Origin of the sequence: Streptococcus mitis, assembly GCF_047465045.1 — a bacterium.
Lineage (GTDB): Bacteria > Bacillota > Bacilli > Lactobacillales > Streptococcaceae > Streptococcus > Streptococcus mitis_DT.
In genome coordinates this window covers 70864-91014 of the sequence record NZ_JASHAR010000006.1, presented here as the reverse complement: position 1 = coordinate 91014, position 20151 = coordinate 70864, and the positions used below count along the sequence as shown (strand labels likewise).

The window sequence follows — 20151 nt, the reverse complement described above, 5'->3', positions numbered from 1 at the left end:
TTTTAGTCGAATTAACGACGGATTTCTTTGATACGAGCTGCTTTACCTTGAAGAGCACGCAAGTAGTACAATTTCGCACGACGTACTTTACCGTAACGAACAACTTCGATTTTTTCAACACGTGGAGTGTGGATTGGGAAGATACGTTCAACACCTACACCGTTAGAGATTTTACGAACTGTGTAGTTTTCTGAGATGCCAGCACCTTTACGTGCGATAACAACACCTTCAAAAATCTGGATACGTTCACGGTTACCTTCGACAACTTTCGCGTGTACACGAACAGTGTCACCAGGACGGAATGATGGGATATCTGTACGAAGTTGACCTTCAGTCAAGCTTTGGATTAATGGATTCATTTTATTCTCCTATCTTTGTCAATCTTGAGGAATCTTCCTCAGCGGATAAACTGTATTTTTGTGCGTCCATTACACACAAGATACAGTTTACCAAATTTCCACAAAAAAGTAAAGAAATTTACAACAGAATTCCTAAAAAAATCGCAACTAAACCACCTAAATAGGTCAAAGCTAAATAAGAATAAAAGACCTTCTTATCACTTAGCAACCTTTGGAGTTCGTCATTCAAGGTCGAAAAAGTTGTCAAACCTCCACAAAATCCTGTTGCCAGAATAGCATAAACTTCCTTAGACTCCACATGATTGTAGAATAATCCAATCAAAAAGCAACCCAAAAGATTGGCTACGAGCGTTCCAACTGGCAATTTAGAAGCTTGATTGTAGCAGGAAAAGAAATAGCGCACTAGAGCTCCGCAGCCACAAGCAATTGCAAGATAGACCATTACCATTTCTTCCTCCCTAAATAGTAAGCCAAGAGCAGGCCTCCACCGATGCTCAAAAGCAAATACAGAACTAAACTAAAATAACGCCCTGTATCAAGCAGTTTTACAGCATCAAGCATGAGACTAGAAAAGGTTGTTAATCCACCGCAAAAACCTGTACCCAGTGCTAAAATCAAGCCCTTACTAGTCCCCTTATAGACCAGATAGCCCTTGACAAGATAAACCAAGCAGAAAATTCCCAGATAGTTGACAAAGAGAGTGCCCCAAGGAAAATCTGGACTGGCTGGTAAGCAAGTAGAAACCAGATAGCGGACAAGTCCACCCACCATGGCAGCTAGAAAAATTCCTAGCGGATAAAATTGTTCTTTTTTCATTTGATGTTTTGATCCTGATAATCACGCGAACGTTTGAGTATGTCAGAAAAAGTCGCGACGATAGTCTCCTGATAGCGCTTGTCCTCTACACGACTTCTAACCTTTTCAAAAATAACTGCCTCTCTCTTGGTATCTAAAATAGGTTTACCTGAAGCTTTCTTATAGGCAACTACCCCCTCAACCAAATGCATTCGTTCTTCTAACAGTTTAACAATTTGGTCGTCGATTTGATCAATTTCTTGACGAATAATATCTAAATCCATACAATCTCCTCCTTTATTTGAATTATTGTATCAAAAAGCCACCAAATAGGCTAGTAAAATCCCAACTCAAGATAAAAAAATGCACTGATTGATTGTATCAGCGCACTTTTATACTTATCCTACTTTAGCAGCCAATTCTTCTGCGAATTGTTCCAAGCGTTCGATGTCTTCTTCTTCAGCTGAAAGATCAACTTTGACACACTCTGAACCTTTTTCTGCTCCTGTTGACACAAAGACACGATCAAAGTCATCAACAGCCTTACAGAATTCATCGTAGAAGGTATCTCCTGAACCAACCACTCCGTAGATTTTACCATTCAAGTTGAGGTCTGCTAGGTCTTCGTAGAAGTCCATCATCTCATCTGGCAATTCTCCATCACCATAAGTATAGGTCGCAACGATAGCGATGTCTGCTTCCAAGAAGTCTGAAGCGTCAACAGTTGTACATTCATCAACATCGACATCCAAGCCCAAGTCACGTAATTTGTCTGCTACAATATCTGCAATTTCTTCGGTATTACCGGTCATACTGGCAAATACAATTTTTGCTAATGCCATATCTTCCTCCTCAATTTATCTTTCTCCATTATATCACATCTTTTTCATTTTAAAAATAAAAATTCTTGTGCTACAATGAAATGAGAAAGAATTGAGGTTATTTATGGACATTTGCCATCAAATTTTAGAAAAAATTAAAGAATACGACACGATTATCATTCATCGTCATATGAAACCAGATCCTGATGCCTTGGGAAGTCAGGTGGGATTGAAAGCTCTTCTCAAACATCATTTCCCAGAAAAAACCATCAAAGCCGTTGGTTTTGATGAACCAACTCTGACTTGGATGGCTGAAATGGATCTTGTTGAAGATCGTGCTTACCAAGGCGCACTTGTCATCGTCTGTGATACAGCTAATACTGCTCGTATTGATGATAAACGCTATAGTCAAGGTGATTTTCTCATTAAGATTGACCACCATCCAAATGATGATGTATACGGTGACCTATCTTGGGTGGATACTAGTTCAAGTAGCGCTAGTGAAATGATTACCCTATTTGCTGAAATAACCCAACTGGCCTTGTCAGATCGAGCTGCTGAGTTGCTCTTTGCAGGAATTGTTGGTGATACAGGTCGCTTCCTCTACCCTTCTACCACTGCACGCACCCTCCGTCTGGCTGCTTCTCTGAGAGAACAGAACTTTGACTTTGCGGCTCTCACTCGTAAAATGGACACTATGAGCTACAAAATTGCTAAACTTCAAGGTTATATCTACGACCATCTGGAAGTGGATGAAAATGGTGCAGCTCGCGTTATCCTGAGTCAAGAAGTCTTGAAACAATTTAATGTGACCGATGCGGAAACTGCAGCCATTGTCGGTGCACCTGGACGCATTGACAGTGTAAGTCTCTGGGGAATTTTTGTAGAGCAAGCTGATGGCCACTACCGTGTTCGATTACGCAGTAAAATCCATCCTATCAATGAAATTGCCAAGGAACATGATGGTGGAGGCCACCCTCTAGCAAGTGGTGCTAATTCCTATAGCCTAGAAGAAAACGAAATCATCTACCAAAAGTTAAAAAACTTGCTTAAAAACTGATAAAATACTTGCCAAACTTTTCAGAATCTGATAGACTAGTATGGTAACAATCTATGGCTCGCAAAGAGACCATGGCAGAAAGGAAATATTGCAAAATGAAAAAAGATATCCATCCAGAATATCGCCCAGTTGTCTTCATGGACACAACTACTGGTTACCAATTCCTTAGCGGTTCAACAAAACGCTCTAACGAAACAGTTGAGTTCGAAGGCGAAACTTACCCATTGATCCGTGTGGAAATTTCATCAGACTCACACCCATTCTACACTGGACGTCAAAAGTTCACTCAAGCAGATGGACGCGTGGATCGTTTCAACAAAAAATACGGTCTCAAATAATCAACCGCATTTATTGCTTAAAAACGTTGATACAAAGCCTTTTCCAAGAAATTGGAATTGGCTTTTTTTATTTTTAGTACCGTTTTTGGTACCGTCTTGGAAAACTAACCTTTTGCACTATACAGGTAATCTACAAATTTTGTGATAGCTTTCTTCTCTCCTGCTACTGTAGAATGGCTATAAGTATTCAGGGTCATCTGACTACTTGCATGACCTAACCTTTTGGCTGCATTAACAGGATCTACACCCGTTTCAATCATCAAGGTAGCATGAGTATGTCTGAATCCATGAGGAGTTATCTTCTTCAAGCCATGTTTCCTAATAATGCGCTTTAGAACACTATTGATATAGTCCTGGTATAAAGGCTCTATCTTTCCATCTCGGCCAACAAACGTAAACATGTAATCACTATCAATCAATGGGGTAACTGACAGTTGCCCCTTTTCTCTTCTGCTCTTTTGTTTCCACTCTTTCAAAATCGAGATTGTCTCAGTATCTAAAGGGATTTGCCGTATGGAAAACCTGTTTTTAGTGCTTTTCTCAACTGCTTTCCCTTTGATTCTACCTAGATTTTTGCTGATAGAAAGTAATTGATTATCAAAATCAATATCAGACCACCTCAAAGAATACAGCTCCCCTTTCCTTAAGCCACTATAGGCCAACAAACGAAATAAGGCATAGTTTTTATAAGGCTCTTCTGCCTTAATAATAGCTAAAAACTCATGCAACTCCTCAACGCTAAAGAAGTTATCTGACTTCTTCCGCTCTCTTTTTGGGAGTATCGTTTGCTTCATTGGGTTGTCTGTAATCAATTTCATTTTCAAAGCAAAATCAAACACTTGGCTAGTATAAGATTTTACCTGTTTGATATTTCTAAAAGTCTGACCTTTTTCGGTAATGAAGTCTTGGCAGTGCCAAGGAGTAATTTTGGAAATTTTCATCTTTCCAAGAACTGGCAAGATATGGATTCTAAACAAATCATCTGTACGGACGCTTGTCGTCCTCTCTACTGTGTTTTGATAAGTTTTGAACCATTCTTCAAAAACTTCATCAAAACGTCTCTCAGAGACTCTCAGTAGCCCTGAGAGGTCTCCTGACGCTTTTTTGTGGTAAATCATAGCTTCATATTGTCTAGCTTCTCTAAGGCTCTTAAAACCGCTTTTAAAGAAGTCCTGACATTTGCCATCAATCACCCTGTAGATTCTGACCTTATAAAGATACCCTGATTTAGACTTTTTAGCCTTATATTTAATAATAGACATTCTAATTTCTCCTTTATTTTTTAAGGTTTCGGAGTTTATAAAATAAAGAAATCATGATTGTCAGTTATTTCTTACGCTTTTTCTCTTCTTGCCGTCTCTTGTATTCAGGAGTCTCTACCCATGCCTCCCAGACATAATGATAAGGGGAGTCTTCTGCTCCTGATTTGTTAATCAGGAAAGGGATAAGGCCTTGTTTCTCATCAGCTATAAATTCTTTAATAGCTTTAACCAAAACAGGGTTAAAGCCTTTTTTACTTGCTAGAAAATCAATGTAATCAGACAATGCCTCTGATTGATTGAGCTCTGCAAGTATAATAGCAAGATCTTCTCCAAAAGGAGTCCATTGAGTGATTTTATTTTCAATCGTACTTTTTCCCTGAAGCACTTTGGCGAAGCCTTTAAAAATTTCTTTGGTTGAACCTGGATTGACTAATACAGGGTTATCATCAATCCCCAGCAAGTAAGGGATAGACACCCCGAAGTATTCTGCAAGGATTTTTGCATTTTCTATACTAAGATTTGTTTTTCCATTTTCGTATTTTCCATATTGAGACTGGTTAGTATTCAAAACTTTTGCTAAGTCAGCTTGAGTCAGTCCTTTTTCTTTTCTTAAAACTTTTAGTCTATTGCTCATTTTATACCTTTCTGACATTTTATATTTAAAATTATAACACAAATAATTAAAAAATAACTTTTTTCTTGACATAAGTTATTTTTTAACTTAAAATAATAGTTATAAAATAACTTCGGAGCTTATAAAATTAAGAAAGGGGTCAGAATATGACAGAAAATTTTACCATCCACCTCCCAAAAGCAACAGAAAAGAAGTTGCTTGCTCGCTACGATAACATGCTTCAGAAAGCTATTGAAAAAGCCCTTGATGACCAGGAACTCTATAAACCTATGGTTCGTATGGCAGGCTTGTGCCGTTGGCTTGATGTATCCACTACTACCATTGTCAAATGGCAACGTGAAGGCATGCCTCACATGGTCATTGATGGAGTGACCCTGTACGATAAACACAAAGTCGCTCAATGGTTACAACAATATGAAAGGTGAGAAATATGGAATATGATGACAAAAACTATCTAATTCCAAAAGTGCTTTTTCGAGATGAATTTTATAATTGTTTAACTCCCTCTGCAATTATAGTATATACTGTCCTACTAGATAAAATGCAGGAAGCACCGACTAAAAATTGGATAGATGAAAATGGAGATGTTTATCTTAACTATCGTATAGTAGATTTAGAAAAAATATTTGGTTTTGGTAATAAGAAAATTATACGTATCCTAAAATCTTTAGAAGAGTGCAATCTTATTGAACGTGAAAGAGTTCCAGTTTTCTATCGTGCCAACTTACCGTACAGAATTTATATTAACGAGGTATAAAGAATGATAAAGATTTATTTTGGAAAAGATACAGCACTTAATCAAGCTATCCAGTCACGATTGGATAGCTATCAGCTTGAATATCAAGTATTCTCAAGTAAAGATATAGATACTAAAACGCTGATGGAATGGCTTTTTAGGTCAACTGATATATTTGAACTGTTAAGTACTAAGATGTTGAAGTATAAATTAAATACACAAATTACACTTAGTCAATTTGTTAGAAAGATTTTGAAAGACGTTGATAGTTCCTTAAAACTCCCCATTGTTGTAACAAAAGAAGCCATCTATTCGAACATGACTCCAGAATATGTTGGGACACTCTTGCCAAAAGAATACCGTAAAGCAGAACGAGAGAACTTATTTAGGAAACTTGAAGAGCTAGATGAAGGTAGACATTTTTGGAGAAATTTTGAGATTGTCCGTAAACAATCTGAACTGCCTTGGTTTGAATTGCATAAGTTGTTATTTGCTGATGTGTCTGACGATTTAGGAGAAATCAAAAAAGCTAAAGACCGATTCTTTAAATACAAGAAAAACAAGCAGATCCCACCTGAAGATATCATCGAAAAAATTCTAGAAGTATTTTTGATTGAAAGAGTTGACCTTTTTCAAAAATCTGTTTCAGATCTACAAAATTTCTAGTCCTAAAACAGTTATGAAAACAACTATGAAAATATTTTGGAAATGAGATTTTGAGACTAAATTTTTGAGCTTTCTCAAAATTTATAACGCGGGCTCCTCTAACAGCCCGCTATGTTCCCATTTCGTGGGATTTTACTACACCCATTTTTTGGCAAGTTTGACCGTAGCAAAATGAAAATGGTCCGACGAAGTCGGCTTGGGGTTGCTCCCCCAAGAATGTCATTTTACGGAGGTCTTTGCGCAGACAAAAAAGAGGCGCCGATAGGCGACCTCTATAAGAAAGGAGGTTGATTTGGAATTAAAAGTTAGCTTGGACAACATCACTATTACAGCTTATATCAAACCTATCAAACTCCTTGATCTCAAAAGTTTGATAGAAAGTCATACAGCCATTATCGTCCAGACTGCAATGACTGATATGTTTAGAGCAATCACTCGGGACGGAAGTCACGTTAGACTCCTCCTAGACTACGACAAATTAAAAGGACAAGCCTTTAATGCTCGCCCTTTCAGGATAGAGTTTAACCCCAATAAACTCCGACAGATTGATATTAATATCTTAGATACAATTATACCATATCTTGAAGATATTGCAATCTCTCGAGTCGATTTAGCTTTTGATATATTTGAAGTTGATTGTAGTGAGTTTATTCTTGAAAAGAAAGGCCGCCCTACTGCTACCAAAGAATGGAGAGACCAGAATGGAAAACTAGAAACTAAATATCTAGGCGCCTCCAGGTCAGAAAAGCAAATCAGACTCTATAACAAAAAAGTTGAACAATTAGAAAATGGCTCTGATGAAGACAAGAAATTTGCCCAGCAGTTCCAGCATTGGTGGCGCTTAGAATTTCAGCTCCGCAGTCGCTCGGTTGAAGAAATATTTGAAGTCATTGACTCTGTTATCTTTAAACCGTTTAACTTTGAAGGTTTAGGCATAGAGGCTCAACTTTACTTACTTGCCCTTACTCGTGATAAAGGAATCTGGAACAAAGTCAGTAAAAACACACGTACAAAATACAAGAAACTTTTACAGACCTATAAAACATCTGATATTGACTATCTGAAATTGATGAAAGATTTATTAAAACATGAACGACCAATATTAGAAAAACAGCTTGCTTATTATGGGGGAAGAGAAACAAAAAATAGCTTTCAACCATTTGGTTGAAAATCCAGTATTAACAAGGAGTTACGAGGCCTAAAATGAGAATAAAAGACTACGCTGATAGCCTGGGAGTTAGTAGTCAATCCATCTATAAACGGATACGATCTCCAAAATATAAAGAGAGGTTGAAAACCTTGATTTAATAGGCATTAGAATACTTGAAGATTATCATTTTGAAAATGATGTGATTAAACTTGAGAAAGAATTAGAGGAGACTAAAGAACAAGGCAAACAACTAGAACAAGATTTGCAACTATTGAAAGGCTATAGGAAGAGTGAGCAACAAAATTTAAAAGCTTGGACAGATTATGCTGAACGATTGGAACAACATCGATTTTACTTAATGATTGCACTCACTACTGTATCTATAGCTTTCCTTGTAGCTTTAGCCTTTGCCGTCTTCTGACGGCATTTGTCGGACAATGCGAAGCGTCCGACCCTGGGGCACTGATAGAGTGCCCTACTCGCTTCGGCGAGTATAGTCGAAACTCCTCTTGTGGCTCGAGAGGTGGTTCGATGTCGCTCCTGTATTCGGAGCGATGTGCCGTCTGCAAGACCCTTCGGAGAACGCACATTTACGGAGTAAAGTGTAGTGCGTTACACTTTACATGGAAGTCGTGCCGATCCTTCAGGAAAAAATCTACCCTATGGGCCACTTAGTCCTGGTGGCAATCTTCCGCCACCAACTCGGCGACCCTTTGAGCCGAGAAAGGAGAACAAGCTATGAGTTACGCAGTAGCTAGGATGCAAAAAATGAAATCTGGAAATCTTGGTGGTGCCTATCGTCACAATGAACGAATTTTTGAAAATCACTCGAACAAGGATATTGACCCAGAAAAAGCTCACCTAAACTATGAATTAACCGACCGTGATCGCTCTATCCCATACGATAGGCAGATTAAACAATACATCAACGATAATAAAATTTCCAAACGTGCTCTACGTAAAGATGCCGTTTTGTGTAATGAATGGATTATTACATCAGATAAGGCATTTTTTGAAAATATGAGTCCAGATCAGATTAAGAATTTTTTTGAAACAGCAAAAAATTTCTTTGCTGAAAGATACGGTAATAGTAATATCGCTTATGCTATGGTACGTCTTGACAAGAGTACGCCACATATGCACTTAGGACTTGTGCCTATGCAAAATGGCAAGTTAAGCTCTAAGTCATTATTTGGCAGTCGTGACCAACTGAAAGAGATCCAGGAGGCATTTCCTAGATACCTGAACGAACATGGATATAATTTGCAACGTGGGGAGTCTGATAGCAAGAAGAAACACCTCGAAACAGCAGAATTTAAAGAAAAGCAACGCTTACTAGATGATACTGATAAAAAGATAGTTGATAAAACCGAAAAACTAAAGCAACTAGAAAAACAGGAAAAGCAAGCTACTGAAAAATCAAGCAACACGAAAAAGAGAAAGATGCTTTACTAGATGATATAGCTGTTTTAGAGTCTATTCAACCTTTACAGATTGAAGAAATGAAAAAAGACAAATTAGTCAGACGTACATTTGACGGAAAACTAAAAATGGATAAAGCAACCTATGACAGACTCTTTCATACAGCCTCCCAAAATGCCCTAGATAATAATAGGCTAAGGCACGAAAACAGCAAACTTGAACATCAATTACAACAATCACTTTCTAAACAGAATAACTTAGCTAAAGAACTGATGAAGAGTGATCATATATTGTCTGAAAATCGTACGCTAAAATCAGAAGTCGATAAACTAAAACACGCAAATAAAAAACTCAATGAAAGTATAAAACGATTAAGTGAGCAATTAAATGCCGTAAATAAAAAACTTGCACTTTGGCGCAAAACAGCAAGAAATTACATGCATCCTAAAGAATTCAGCAGAATGTTACATGTCATAAATCAAATACGTCCACTAAGAATAACCATTATGTCAGTCGCTCGAAGTGTTAAAAATATGATTGAAAAAAATATATTTTAATCACTTTATGCCGTGAAAGTCTCTTGATAACAAGCTAGTCGACTTTAGACTAAAGTCAGTCGAGTCGTCAGGCTGAAAAGCTGACGACCGATTGCCAAAGGCTAAAAAAGACTAGGTTACTTGTTGTCAAGAGAACCATGGAATAAATGAACAAGGAGAAAAAGATGAACAATATTAACAAACCTTTAGTACACAAAATTAAACAACCCGGTACATTTTCCGGAAAAATATTACTAGGTTTCCTACAGTCAGTTTTTAAGGAAATCACTGGGAACTATATACCATCAGCCTATCCACTCAGCATTATTGAGCCTTATTTTACTTCAGATGAACAGGGAGAATCGTTTTGGTCAAATGCCCTGGCTATCAATGTTTTAGAAATTCGCCTCAAGGATAACTATAACATCCATCTAATACAAAAATCACCTTATATTCTTCTTGTTATTGAGGATATTGATAGCTTTAAAACTGGAGTTATTAAACTCTTTAATGACTTACTTGACCCTGAAAAAAAGTACCTGGTTTATCGTGATTTTATCAAAACATATCGCAATATGACTCCGATTGAAAAAATCGATTTTTTCAAAAAGAAGACCGTTGAGGGAATCGCAGCTAAAAAATAAGCTGTGGTAGACTATTTAGTGAGGAGGTAACGCTATGAGAAAAACACTATTTGGTTGGATGCTTGCATTTTCTGCATTACGCTTTCTTGATCGCTCAGTACGACAGTCAACTAAAGCGCTACGACGATTTTTAAGATAAATTATATAAGTTAATAAAAATTATTATTGACATTCTCTCTTATTTATCCTAAACTATAACTAAGGATAGGATGTTTGTCGGGTGACTGGTAACAGTTTGCTCAAAGGTACTTGTTTCAAGTACAGGTGAGGTACTGCCTTCAGCTTTAGGCTGTAAAGAACCCGTGCCACCACTGGTCCTATTTGTTTCACTCTTGGATTATATTCAAGAGTTTTTTCTTGCCAAAAAAAAATCTCAAACACCTGAGACATCTTTCTTTATTTTATAAGCTCCGAAACCTTAATTTTTGGTACCTTTTTGGTACCGTCTTGGTTTAATAATACGGTATATATATAATATTTTACAGCTATATCCCTTTTAGAAACGTTGATTTAATAAGGATTTAAACACTATAGAGTATATCTTTGTAAAATACGGTCTCAAATAATAAGAAAAAGAACAGTCGAAACTGTTCTTTTTTTTCTTCTTTTTATGAACCAATCACTACTACTTTCTATTTGTCAACCATCACGCTAACACTATAATTGATTTCAAACGGGGTTAAAAAATATCGAAAAGAAGCTTAATATTGAGAATGGTCAAGATGATTGAAACTACATAGCCTAGGATTGTGTTCCACTTGGCATTGGTAAATTCTCCCATCACTGACTTCTTAGAAGTCAGATAAATTAAGGGAAAAATTGAGAATGGAAGAAAGACCTGTGAATAGACTAATAACTGATCCTAGGTTCTTTCTTGATGTCCAAACAAGACAGCGACTACGATCACAGGAAGCAAGGCAAAAATACGTGTCCCGATACGGATAATCCACTGAGATAATTTCAGATGCAAGAAACCTTCCATAACAATCTGTCCAGTCAAAGTACCTGTAATAGTAGAATTTTGACCACTTGCTAAGAGGTCCAGAGAAAATAAAGTTGACAGAGTTGAGCTGACTATCGCTCCTGCTATTGTAGAATCCTGCAAAACATTGTACATTTGGGAGAAAGCTGAAATTTCGAACGCATGACCAAAAAAGAACGATGCTCCTAAAATGAGAAGTAAGGAATTGCCAACAAAGGCTAGGGACAACTGAAGATTTGAGTCCCAGGTCATAAAACGAACAGATTTTCAAACATCCTTTTTATCCTTATGGTTGATTTTCCTTGTTTGCGATAATGATGAATGAAGATAGAGATTATGGGGCATGACTGTCGCTCCTACAATCCCTAAAGCCAAGGTCAATTGGCTTTCATGTCCCGGCAACGGTGTTTCAAATAATGTTGGAGTCGGTAAATAACCACCAAAAATCCCCTGAATACTTGGACTGGATAAAGCCACTAGATAAGAAAAAATACCTAATATAGTTAAGATAAGAGTCGTAACAATAGCTTCAATTTTTTTGAAGCCAAATTTCATCAACAAAAGTAAAAGAAATACATCCAAAACAGTTAGGAGGATAGCAACCATAATCGGTATTTTAAACAAAAGATTTAAGGCAATCGCTGACCCTAAAACTTCAGCCAAGTCTGTCGCCATTAAAGCTAATTCTAAAATCACCCACAGACTATAGCGAAGCCATTTGGGAGCATGATGAGCTGTTGCTTGCGCTAGATCCATTCTAGTCACTATACCGAGCTTTCCAGCCATCTGTTGCAGCTGCATGGCAATGATAGATGAAATCAAAATAACAAATAAGAGACTATACTTGTAAGAAGCACCACCAACTACACTGGTAATCCAGTTTCCAGGATCCATATAACCAACTGCTACAAGTGCTCCAGGACCTAAGAATGCTTTTAGATTTTGCCAAAAATGATTGTTATTGGGAGTTTCAATAGATTGATTGATCTCAGAAAGAGAGACCTTTTTGTAAGAAGACATAGGAATTTTACACTTTCTAATCTGCCTTTACTTTTTTTTAATGGATTTTTTGAAAATATAATGAAAAATAGTTTCCAATTTTCAATTCATCCTTATTATATCACATTTTAGAATGATTCTTAAGGAAAGCATGATAGTTGAAATCAGCAACATCAGTATTGTAAAAGCCAGCGATTTATGACGCTGGCTTTAAAACTATGAAAAATTTTCTAAACTAGATTGCTTCTGTGACAAAACTACGGCTTTCCAATACTTTGAGCATGGCGTTAGCTGTATCTAGGGCTGTGAAGAGGGGCACTCCGTGTTCAATGGCTGAACGACGGATTTGCTCTCCATCTTCGTCTGCAGTTCGTTTGGTTCCTACTGTGTTAATGATAGCTTGAATTCTTCCTTTACGAACAAAGCTTGGAATATCCTTATCGTCATCACCAATCTTACCAACAGGTTGGGCTTGCAATCCTTGACTGGCAAAGAAGGCTGCTGTCCCTTCTGTCGCGAGGATTCCATAGCCAATATTTTGGAAACGACGAGCCAAGTCCAAGGCTTCTTCTTTGGCATCATCAGCGATGGTAAATACAACGTTACCAAAAGTTGGCAAGTGTAAGTAAGAAGCTTCAAAGGCCTTATAGAGAGCTTTTTCCAAAGTCGTATCAGAACCCATAACTTCCCCTGTTGACTTCATTTCAGGACCAAGTAAGCTGTCTACCTTAGCTAGTTTGGTAAAGGAGAAGACAGGTGCCTTGATATGAACTCGAGTGCTTTCAGGGTAAAGTCCATCTTGGTAGCCAAGTTCTTCAAGTTTTTGACCAAGAATGAGCTTGGTTGCTACTTGAGCCATAGGGATATTGGTCACTTTAGAAAGAAATGGAACCGTACGGCTGGCACGTGGATTGACCTCAATAACATAGACTTTTTCATCCTTGATGACAAACTGGATGTTCATCATTCCAAGGCAGTTAAGGCCGATTGCTAGACGTTTCGTATAGTCTGCTATAGTTTCCTGAACCTTTTGCGACAAGGTTTGTGGTGGGTAAACGGCCATTGAGTCACCTGAGTGGACACCGGCACGTTCGATATGCTCCATGATACCAGGGATGAGAACATTTTCCCCGTCTGAGATGGCATCAACTTCACACTCCTGACCAATAATGTAAGAATCGACAAGAACTGGGTGGTCTGGACTAGCCTTAACAGCAGTTCGCATGTAAGAACGAAGGTCTTCTTCGTTTTCAACGATTTCCATAGCACGTCCACCAAGTACATAAGATGGACGGACAAGAACTGGGAAGCCAATCTTACGAGCTGCAAGAACTGCTTCTTCTTCATTGGTAGCCGTTTGTCCTGGTGGCTGTGGAATATCCAAATCTTTAAGAGCTTGCTCAAAGAGGTCACGGTCCTCAGCTCGGTCTAGGTCAGCAACCTGTGTCCCAAGGATGGTCACACCTGCTTTCGCCAATGTCTCCGCAAGGTTGATGGCTGTTTGACCACCGAACTGAACGATAACACCCTTTGGTTGCTCCAAGTCGATGACATTCATGACATCTTCGAATGTTAATGGCTCAAAGTAAAGCTTATCTGACACAGAGAAGTCTGTTGAAACGGTCTCTGGGTTTGAGTTCATGATGATGGCTTCATAGCCAGCCGCTTGAATAGCCTTAACCGAGTGAACAGTTGCGTAGTCAAACTCAACACCTTGACCGATACGGATTGGACCAGAACCTAGGACTAGTACAGATTCCTTATCAGACTTGATAGACTCATTTTCCCAACCATAGGTTGAATAGAAATATGGTGTTTCAGAGTCAAACTCCGCCGCACAAGTATCCACCATCTTGTAGACTGGGACAATCTTGTTTTCCAAACGAAGTTGACGAACTTGGTCAGCTGTCGTTTCCCAGAGTTCAGCAATCTTACGGTCTGAGAAGCCATTCAGTTTGGCAGTTTTCAAAACGTCTAAATCTTGTGGATGTGCTCCCAGTTCTTGCTCGATTTCAAAGATATGTAAGAGTTTATCAAGATAGAAGATATCAATCTTAGTCAATTCAGCAATTTCTTCTGGTGTATAACCACGACGAATAGCTTCAGATACATAGAAGAGACGGTCATCTTGAGCTTTCACAACCTTTTCAATCAAGGCATCATCAGAAACTGCTGCAAGTTCAGGCATTTCATTGTGGTGAACGCCAATTTCAAGTGAACGACAAGCTTTAAGGAGAGATTCCTCGATGTTACGACCAATCGCCATGACTTCTCCAGTGGCCTTCATTTGTGTACCCAGACGACGCTCCCCTTTTTCAAACTTGTCAAATGGGAAACGTGGAATCTTGGCAACCACGTAGTCGAGGGCTGGCTCAAACATGGCATAGGTTGAACCCGTGACTGGGTTAATAACCTCATCCAAGGTCAAACCTACTGCAATCTTAGCAGCCAATTTTGCAATCGGATACCCTGTCGCTTTAGAAGCAAGGGCTGACGAACGTGATACACGAGGGTTTACTTCAATGACATAGTACTTGAAGCTGTGGGGATCAAGTGCTAGCTGAACATTACATCCACCTTCAATCTTAAGAGCACGAATGATGCTCAAGCTCGCGTCACGTAGCATTTGGTTTTCATAGTCTGACATGGTTTGGGCAGGGGCAAATACGATGGAATCCCCTGTGTGAATCCCAACTGGGTCAAAATTTTCCATGTTACAAACAACCAAAGCATTGTCAGCTGAGTCGCGCATGACTTCGTATTCGATTTCCTTGAAACCTGCAATAGAACGCTCAATCAAACATTGGGTAACAGGTGACAATTTTAATCCATTTTCAGCGATTTCACGCAATTCTTCCTCATTGGCACACATACCACCACCAGTACCACCAAGTGTAAAGGCTGGACGAACGATGACTGGGTAGCCAATTGTTGCTGCAAAGGCAACTGCTTCATCAACTGTGTTGACAATCTCAGATTCTGGAATGGGTTGTTCCAATTCTTCCATCAATTGTTTAAAGAGGTCACGGTCCTCCGCTTGGTCAATGGCAGATAATTTAGTACCCAGAAGTTCAACACCAAGCTCATCGAGGATACCATTTTTAGACAATTCCATGGCCATATTGAGCCCTGTCTGACCACCGAGTGTTGGTAGCAAGGCATCTGGACGCTCCTTACGAAGAATACGAGTCACAAACTCAAGTGTAATTGGCTCAATATAAACCTTATCAGCAATTTCCTTGTCCGTCATGATGGTTGCAGGATTTGAGTTAACCAAGACAACCTCATAACCTTCCTCTTTCAACGACAAGCAAGCCTGGGTCCCAGCGTAGTCAAACTCAGCAGCCTGACCAATAATAATCGGACCAGAACCAATCACCATAATTTTTTGAATATCAGTACGTTTAGGCATAGTTTATGATACAAAGCCCGTAAAGAACACAGCGAAAATAGGAAACTCGGTGCAGACGCCTTCAGCGTCAAGACGATGTTTATCTTTTTCACACAGTTCTTAGGGCGTGTTCACTTCCGCGAACAATGTATCTTCTCCTTTCTATTCGTCGCCTCTCAGGGCGACATTAAATAAGATACAAAGGACGAATAGAAAGCGATTGAATTTTAGGAAACCAAGGAAGGATTGACAATCCAAATTGGTTTCTCTAAATTCCGAGCTTTCCGTCCGTGTTCAGTTACATAAATTCTCCGACGAGCTTTTACTCGTTCTTAGTTTGATTGTTTAAAAGCTTCCATCATCTCTATAAACTCATCAAATAGGTAGCTAGCGTCGTGTGGACCAGGGGCTGCATCTGGATGGTATTGAACAGAGAAAGCAGGTTGATATCTGTGACGCACACCTTCAACTGACTTGTCATTGATTTCTTCGTGGGTGATAATCAAGTGTTCTGGCAAATCCTCACGGCTGACTGCATAACCATGGTTCTGACTTGTAAAATCCACACGTCCTGTAGCAATTTCACGTACCGCATGGTTAAATCCACGGTGACCAAACTTCATCTTGTAGGTCTTAGCACCATTTGCCATTGCAAAGAGTTGGTGCCCCATACAGATACCAAAGATTGGAATTTTTCCTTGCACACCACGAATCATATCCAGTGCCTGTGGAACATCTTCTGGGTTACCTGGACCGTTTGACAACATAACTCCGTCAGGATTGAGATGGAGAATTTCTTCAGCCGTTGTCGAATACGGAACAACCGTCACGTTACAGTTGCGTTTAGAAAGTTCACGTAGGATTGAGTGCTTGAGACCAAAGTCCACTAACACCACGCTCAAACCAACTCCTGGAGCTGGATAGGATGTTCTAGTAGAAACCTGCTTGATATTATCTGTCGGCAAGACTGTCGCTTGGAGCTGATCCGTCACATGGTCCATACTGTCCCCAACATGGGTCAAGGTTGCACGCATGGTACCATGCTTACGAATAATCTTGGTAAGAGCACGTGTATCAATCCCTGAAATACCTGGAATTTTTTTAGCTTTCAAAAATTCATCCAAGGTCATTTGGTTGCGCCAGTTGCTTGCTCGACGTGCTTCTTCAAAAACAACGACTCCCTTACAAGTTGGAATGATGGATTCGTAATCATCACGGTTGATTCCATAATTTCCTACCAAAGGATAAGTAAAGGTCAAGATTTGTCCATTATAAGACTGGTCTGTAATGGATTCTTGGTAGCCGGTCATGCCTGTGTTAAAGACGATTTCACCTGTTACATCAATATCTGCTCCGAAGGCCTTGCCTTCAAAAACTGTGCCATCTTCTAATACTAGAAGTCTTTTTGTCATATTTTCACCTCTCGTGGACGCTCACTGGCGTCTTTTAACGTCTTGTGTTTTAGTTGGCGTTTCTACTCGCCAGTACGGATTCTAAGATTGCCATTCGAACAAAAACACCATTGGTCATTTGTTGGACAATCCGTGATTTTGGTGCTTCAACCAAGTGGTCTGCGATTTCTACATCACGGTTGACTGGAGCTGGGTGCATGAGGATTGCTGTTTCTTTCAAACGGTCATAACGTTCTTGAGTCAAACCATGTTGGGCATGGTAATCTTCTTTGGAAAAGACAGCCCCACTATCATGGCGTTCATGTTGCACACGAAGAAACATCATGACATCCACCTGATCAATGATTTCATCAATGGTTACAAACTGTCCATAGTCTGCAAACTCTTGACTTCTCCATTCCTCAGGTCCAGCGAAAAAGAGTTCAGCTCCCAAGCGTTTCAAAATCTGCATATTGGATTTGGCAACGCGTGAATGATCCAAGTCACCTGCAATCGCAACCTTAAGACCCTCAAAGTGACCAAATTCCTCATAAATAGTCATCAAATCAAGCAAGCTCTGGCTAGGGTGTTGGCCCGAACCATCTCCACCATTGATGATGGAAGTCGTAATCGTCGGACTTGCAATTAACTCTCTGTAGTAGTCAACCTCAGGGTGGCGAATCACACAGACATCCACTCCTAAAGCAGACAGAGTCAAAATGGTATCATAAAGTGTCTCACCCTTATTGACTGAACTAGTCTTCACATCAAAGTCAAGTCGCTCCAATCCCAGTTTAATCTCTGCCACTTCAAAGGATTTATGCGTCCGTGTAGAATCCTCAAAGAAAAGATTGGAAACAATCGGATGGTCTTCATAAGGAAGCTGAGCTCCGTTTTTAAACTCAATTCCTCGCTTGATCAATTTCATCACTTGATCGACAGTGAGGTCTTCCATGGACACCACATGGTTCAATGCTTGTTGATTTTCTGACATGGCTACTCCTTTAGCTTTCTAAGCTTCTTCAGTAATCAGAACTCTGTCTTGGCCATCAAGTTCTGCCATCTCTACGATGATTTCTTCAGAACGACTAGTTGGGATGTTTTTCCCAACGTAATCTGGACGGATTGGCAATTCTCTATGTCCACGATCAACTAGAACTGCTAAACTCACGCGCGCAGGACGACCATGACCGACAATATTATCAATAGCAGCACGGATAGTACGGCCTGTATAAAGCACATCGTCCACCAAGATAACTTCGCGGTCTGTCACATCAACAGAAACCAAAGAAGTATCTTCTCCACTTTTAACATCATCACGGAAAGGTTTGGTATCCAATTCCACAACAGGAACTGAAAGATTTTCTAGTTGCTCCAAACGTTCTTGGATTCGGTGGGCGATAAAGACACCGCGAGTTTTAATACCAGCCAAGACGATTTTATTCAAATCTTTGTTGCGTTCGATAATCTCATAAGTAATACGCGTAATCGCTCGTTTGACGGTCAATTCGTCTACAACTTCTTTTGTCTTCATGACAAACCTCCAAAAAGAAAAGTCTCCTTAAACAAGGAGACTTGAAATGTATAGCTAAGTAAGCCCTACTGCAAACAGTATAGACTTCACCCTTCTACTTTATCACGCTCCTTGCCTGCCTCACGGGACAGGTTTAAAGGAATATTTAGTTATCAATTACTATAGCACAAAGCATGCTTAAAATCAAGCAAAAACTTTTGATGAGCCATCTTATAAATTGCTAAAATCATATAACTGTGGGTACTGGTCACACTCTGGATTTTTAGGATGGCAAATGGCTCTTCCAAAATAAATCATGGCCTGATGGGCTGCTAACCACTGCTCCGGTGGCAAGATATCCATGACACGTTTTTCCACCTCAAGCGGTGTCGCTGATTTTTTGACAATATCATGGTGTTTGCAAATACGCTCCACATGAGTATCTACTGCAAAAGCTGGAATCCCAAAGCCCACACTCATGACAACATTGGCTGTCTTGCGACCAACACCTGCTAGACTCTCTAATTCCTCACGTGTTTGAGGGACTTGACCATCAAAATCTTCTAGTAACTGTTGGGCACATTTTTTAAGGAATTTAGCCTTATTTCGATACAGTCCTAGGCGAGAAATGTGTGAGGCAATTTCACTTTCTGTTGCAACAGACATGGCTTGTGGCGTTGGAAAGGCAGCAAAGAGACCTGGTGTGACCTTATTTACCGCTGCGTCCGTTGTCTGAGCTGACAACATGACCGCAACCAAGAGTTCAAAATGATTGGTGAAATCAAGACTAGGCTTGGCATCTGGAAAAAGAGCAATGATTTCTGCTAGCACCTTTCGTGCACGTTTTTTTGACAAGACCATTATTCGTCTCCGTCAAATAGTCCTTGTAAGCCAGCAAAGGGACTGTTTTCTTCTTTCTTAACTGCTTGTTGAGCTTGGTATTCTTTTTCTGTCATGATTTGCCAGTCATTTCCTGAAATAAATCCTTGACCAGCCTCTTCTTCAGCCGTCAAAACCTTGATGGGAATGTTTAGTAGGATATTGTCTGACACACTCTCAGCAAGGTCAAGTTCTCCATTTTCGATAGGCAAGACCAAATCATCGTCTAAAACTTCCTGATCTAGTTGGTTAGTTGCGCCTTCCATGAAAACTTCCGTTACTGGATAAGATTCAACTAGCTCAACTGGTTCCATACTGCGACTTGAAGCAAGAACAATGGTATAAGACAACTGATAATCTAAGAAATACATACGGTCTTCATACTGTACTTTCCCAACAGCAAGGATATCTTTTACATCTAAAATTTCTTGATTGCGTGCACGCAGGTCTGCGGCTAAGTCTAACGTTTGTTCAAAATGCAGGCCTTCAGACTGCTTACGAATTTCTTGAATATTTAATTTCATACTTCCTCCATAAAGATTTACTCTCTTGATTATACCATGAAAAGGCTAC

The 20151-nt window shown here is 39.4% G+C and carries 20 protein-coding genes and 3 pseudogenes; 9 read left to right on the top strand and 14 right to left on the bottom strand.

What is annotated here, in order from left to right; all coding sequences use genetic code 11:
- Positions 1–11: 11 nt before the first annotated feature.
- The 5 genes from rplS to QM409_RS05120 all read right to left on the bottom strand — a co-directional run bounded on the left by rplS (position 12) and on the right by QM409_RS05120 (position 1996).
- Positions 12–359, bottom strand: coding sequence for a 50S ribosomal protein L19 (gene rplS / locus QM409_RS05140; RefSeq protein WP_001068669.1), 348 nt, complete (start codon positions 357–359; stop codon positions 12–14).
- 118 nt (positions 360–477) lie between these two features.
- On the bottom strand, positions 478–807 hold the full coding sequence (crcB, locus tag QM409_RS05135; protein WP_414305485.1) for a fluoride efflux transporter CrcB: 330 nt from the start codon (positions 805–807) through the stop codon (positions 478–480).
- Positions 801–1175, bottom strand: a complete 375-nt coding sequence (gene crcB, locus QM409_RS05130) for a fluoride efflux transporter CrcB (protein ID WP_261117270.1) — start codon at positions 1173–1175, stop codon at positions 801–803. Before crcB (QM409_RS05130) ends, crcB (QM409_RS05135) begins: the two co-directional genes overlap by 7 nt.
- Entirely contained in the window at positions 1172–1438 is a 267-nt protein-coding gene (locus QM409_RS05125; RefSeq protein ID WP_000362435.1) for a chorismate mutase, read from the bottom strand. The genes crcB (QM409_RS05130) and QM409_RS05125 overlap by 4 nt, the downstream gene beginning before the upstream one ends.
- A 114-nt stretch (positions 1439–1552) precedes the next feature.
- On the bottom strand, positions 1553–1996 hold the full coding sequence (locus QM409_RS05120) for a flavodoxin (protein WP_001162128.1): 444 nt from the start codon (positions 1994–1996) through the stop codon (positions 1553–1555).
- Between the two features lie 103 nt (positions 1997–2099).
- Between QM409_RS05120 and QM409_RS05115 the strand changes: the two genes are divergently transcribed.
- The gene (locus tag QM409_RS05115; RefSeq protein WP_414305484.1) at positions 2100–3035 is read left to right on the top strand and encodes a DHH family phosphoesterase; all 936 of its coding nucleotides are present in this window, start codon (positions 2100–2102) and stop codon (positions 3033–3035) included.
- Between the two features lie 95 nt (positions 3036–3130).
- Positions 3131–3373 (top strand): type B 50S ribosomal protein L31, encoded by a 243-nt coding sequence (locus QM409_RS05110; RefSeq protein WP_000710764.1) that lies wholly within the window; start codon positions 3131–3133, stop codon positions 3371–3373.
- A 104-nt stretch (positions 3374–3477) separates the two neighbouring features.
- Here the strand turns inward: QM409_RS05110 and QM409_RS05105 are convergent, their stop codons facing one another.
- Positions 3478–4635 carry a tyrosine-type recombinase/integrase gene (locus tag QM409_RS05105; RefSeq protein WP_414305483.1) on the bottom strand — a complete coding sequence of 386 codons (1158 nt, stop codon included), beginning with the start codon at positions 4633–4635 and terminating at the stop codon, positions 3478–3480.
- A 64-nt stretch (positions 4636–4699) separates the two neighbouring features.
- Entirely contained in the window at positions 4700–5269 is a 570-nt protein-coding gene (locus QM409_RS05100; protein ID WP_414305489.1) for a helix-turn-helix transcriptional regulator, read from the bottom strand.
- Between the two features lie 146 nt (positions 5270–5415).
- On the opposite strand from QM409_RS05100, the gene QM409_RS05095 reads away from it, so the two are divergent.
- The 7 genes and pseudogenes from QM409_RS05095 (at position 5416) to QM409_RS05065 (ending at position 10423) form a co-directional block, all read left to right on the top strand.
- The gene (locus tag QM409_RS05095) at positions 5416–5694 is read left to right on the top strand and encodes a DNA-binding protein (protein WP_414305482.1); all 279 of its coding nucleotides are present in this window, start codon (positions 5416–5418) and stop codon (positions 5692–5694) included.
- Positions 5695–5699: 5 nt separating this feature from the next.
- Entirely contained in the window at positions 5700–6026 is a 327-nt protein-coding gene (locus QM409_RS05090) for a replication initiator protein A (protein WP_414305481.1), read from the top strand.
- Positions 6027–6029: 3 nt separating this feature from the next.
- Positions 6030–6671: a hypothetical protein gene (locus QM409_RS05085; RefSeq protein WP_414305480.1), complete on the top strand. Its 642-nt coding sequence runs from the start codon at positions 6030–6032 to the stop codon at positions 6669–6671.
- A gap of 292 nt (positions 6672–6963) precedes the next feature.
- Positions 6964–7839: a replication initiation protein gene (locus QM409_RS05080; protein WP_061409370.1), complete on the top strand. Its 876-nt coding sequence runs from the start codon at positions 6964–6966 to the stop codon at positions 7837–7839.
- 35 nt (positions 7840–7874) lie between these two features.
- A pseudogene (locus tag QM409_RS05075) lies at positions 7875–8242 on the top strand (hypothetical protein).
- 317 nt (positions 8243–8559) lie between these two features.
- Positions 8560–9800 (top strand): annotated as a pseudogene (gene mobV / locus QM409_RS05070) (MobV family relaxase).
- A 164-nt stretch (positions 9801–9964) separates the two neighbouring features.
- Positions 9965–10423 (top strand): hypothetical protein, encoded by a 459-nt coding sequence (locus tag QM409_RS05065; RefSeq protein ID WP_368910088.1) that lies wholly within the window; start codon positions 9965–9967, stop codon positions 10421–10423.
- A gap of 679 nt (positions 10424–11102) precedes the next feature.
- Here QM409_RS05065 and QM409_RS05060 read toward each other — a convergent pair.
- From QM409_RS05060 to QM409_RS05030, 7 genes and pseudogenes are all read right to left on the bottom strand, one after another.
- Positions 11103–12425 (bottom strand): annotated as a pseudogene (locus QM409_RS05060) (Nramp family divalent metal transporter).
- A 214-nt stretch (positions 12426–12639) separates the two neighbouring features.
- Positions 12640–15816, bottom strand: a complete 3177-nt coding sequence (gene carB / locus QM409_RS05055; protein ID WP_414305479.1) for a carbamoyl-phosphate synthase large subunit — start codon at positions 15814–15816, stop codon at positions 12640–12642.
- A gap of 311 nt (positions 15817–16127) precedes the next feature.
- Positions 16128–17207 carry a carbamoyl phosphate synthase small subunit gene (locus QM409_RS05050; protein ID WP_033687096.1) on the bottom strand — a complete coding sequence of 360 codons (1080 nt, stop codon included), beginning with the start codon at positions 17205–17207 and terminating at the stop codon, positions 16128–16130.
- Positions 17208–17256: 49 nt separating this feature from the next.
- The gene (locus QM409_RS05045; RefSeq protein ID WP_033687097.1) at positions 17257–18180 is read right to left on the bottom strand and encodes an aspartate carbamoyltransferase catalytic subunit; all 924 of its coding nucleotides are present in this window, start codon (positions 18178–18180) and stop codon (positions 17257–17259) included.
- Between the two features lie 18 nt (positions 18181–18198).
- On the bottom strand, positions 18199–18720 hold the full coding sequence (gene pyrR, locus QM409_RS05040) for a bifunctional pyr operon transcriptional regulator/uracil phosphoribosyltransferase PyrR (RefSeq protein WP_000850023.1): 522 nt from the start codon (positions 18718–18720) through the stop codon (positions 18199–18201).
- 210 nt (positions 18721–18930) lie between these two features.
- Positions 18931–19560, bottom strand: a complete 630-nt coding sequence (gene nth / locus QM409_RS05035) for an endonuclease III (protein ID WP_153199022.1) — start codon at positions 19558–19560, stop codon at positions 18931–18933.
- The gene (locus QM409_RS05030; RefSeq protein WP_153199021.1) at positions 19560–20102 is read right to left on the bottom strand and encodes a YceD family protein; all 543 of its coding nucleotides are present in this window, start codon (positions 20100–20102) and stop codon (positions 19560–19562) included. The genes nth and QM409_RS05030 overlap by 1 nt, the downstream gene beginning before the upstream one ends.
- Between the last annotated feature and the right edge of the window lie 49 nt (positions 20103–20151).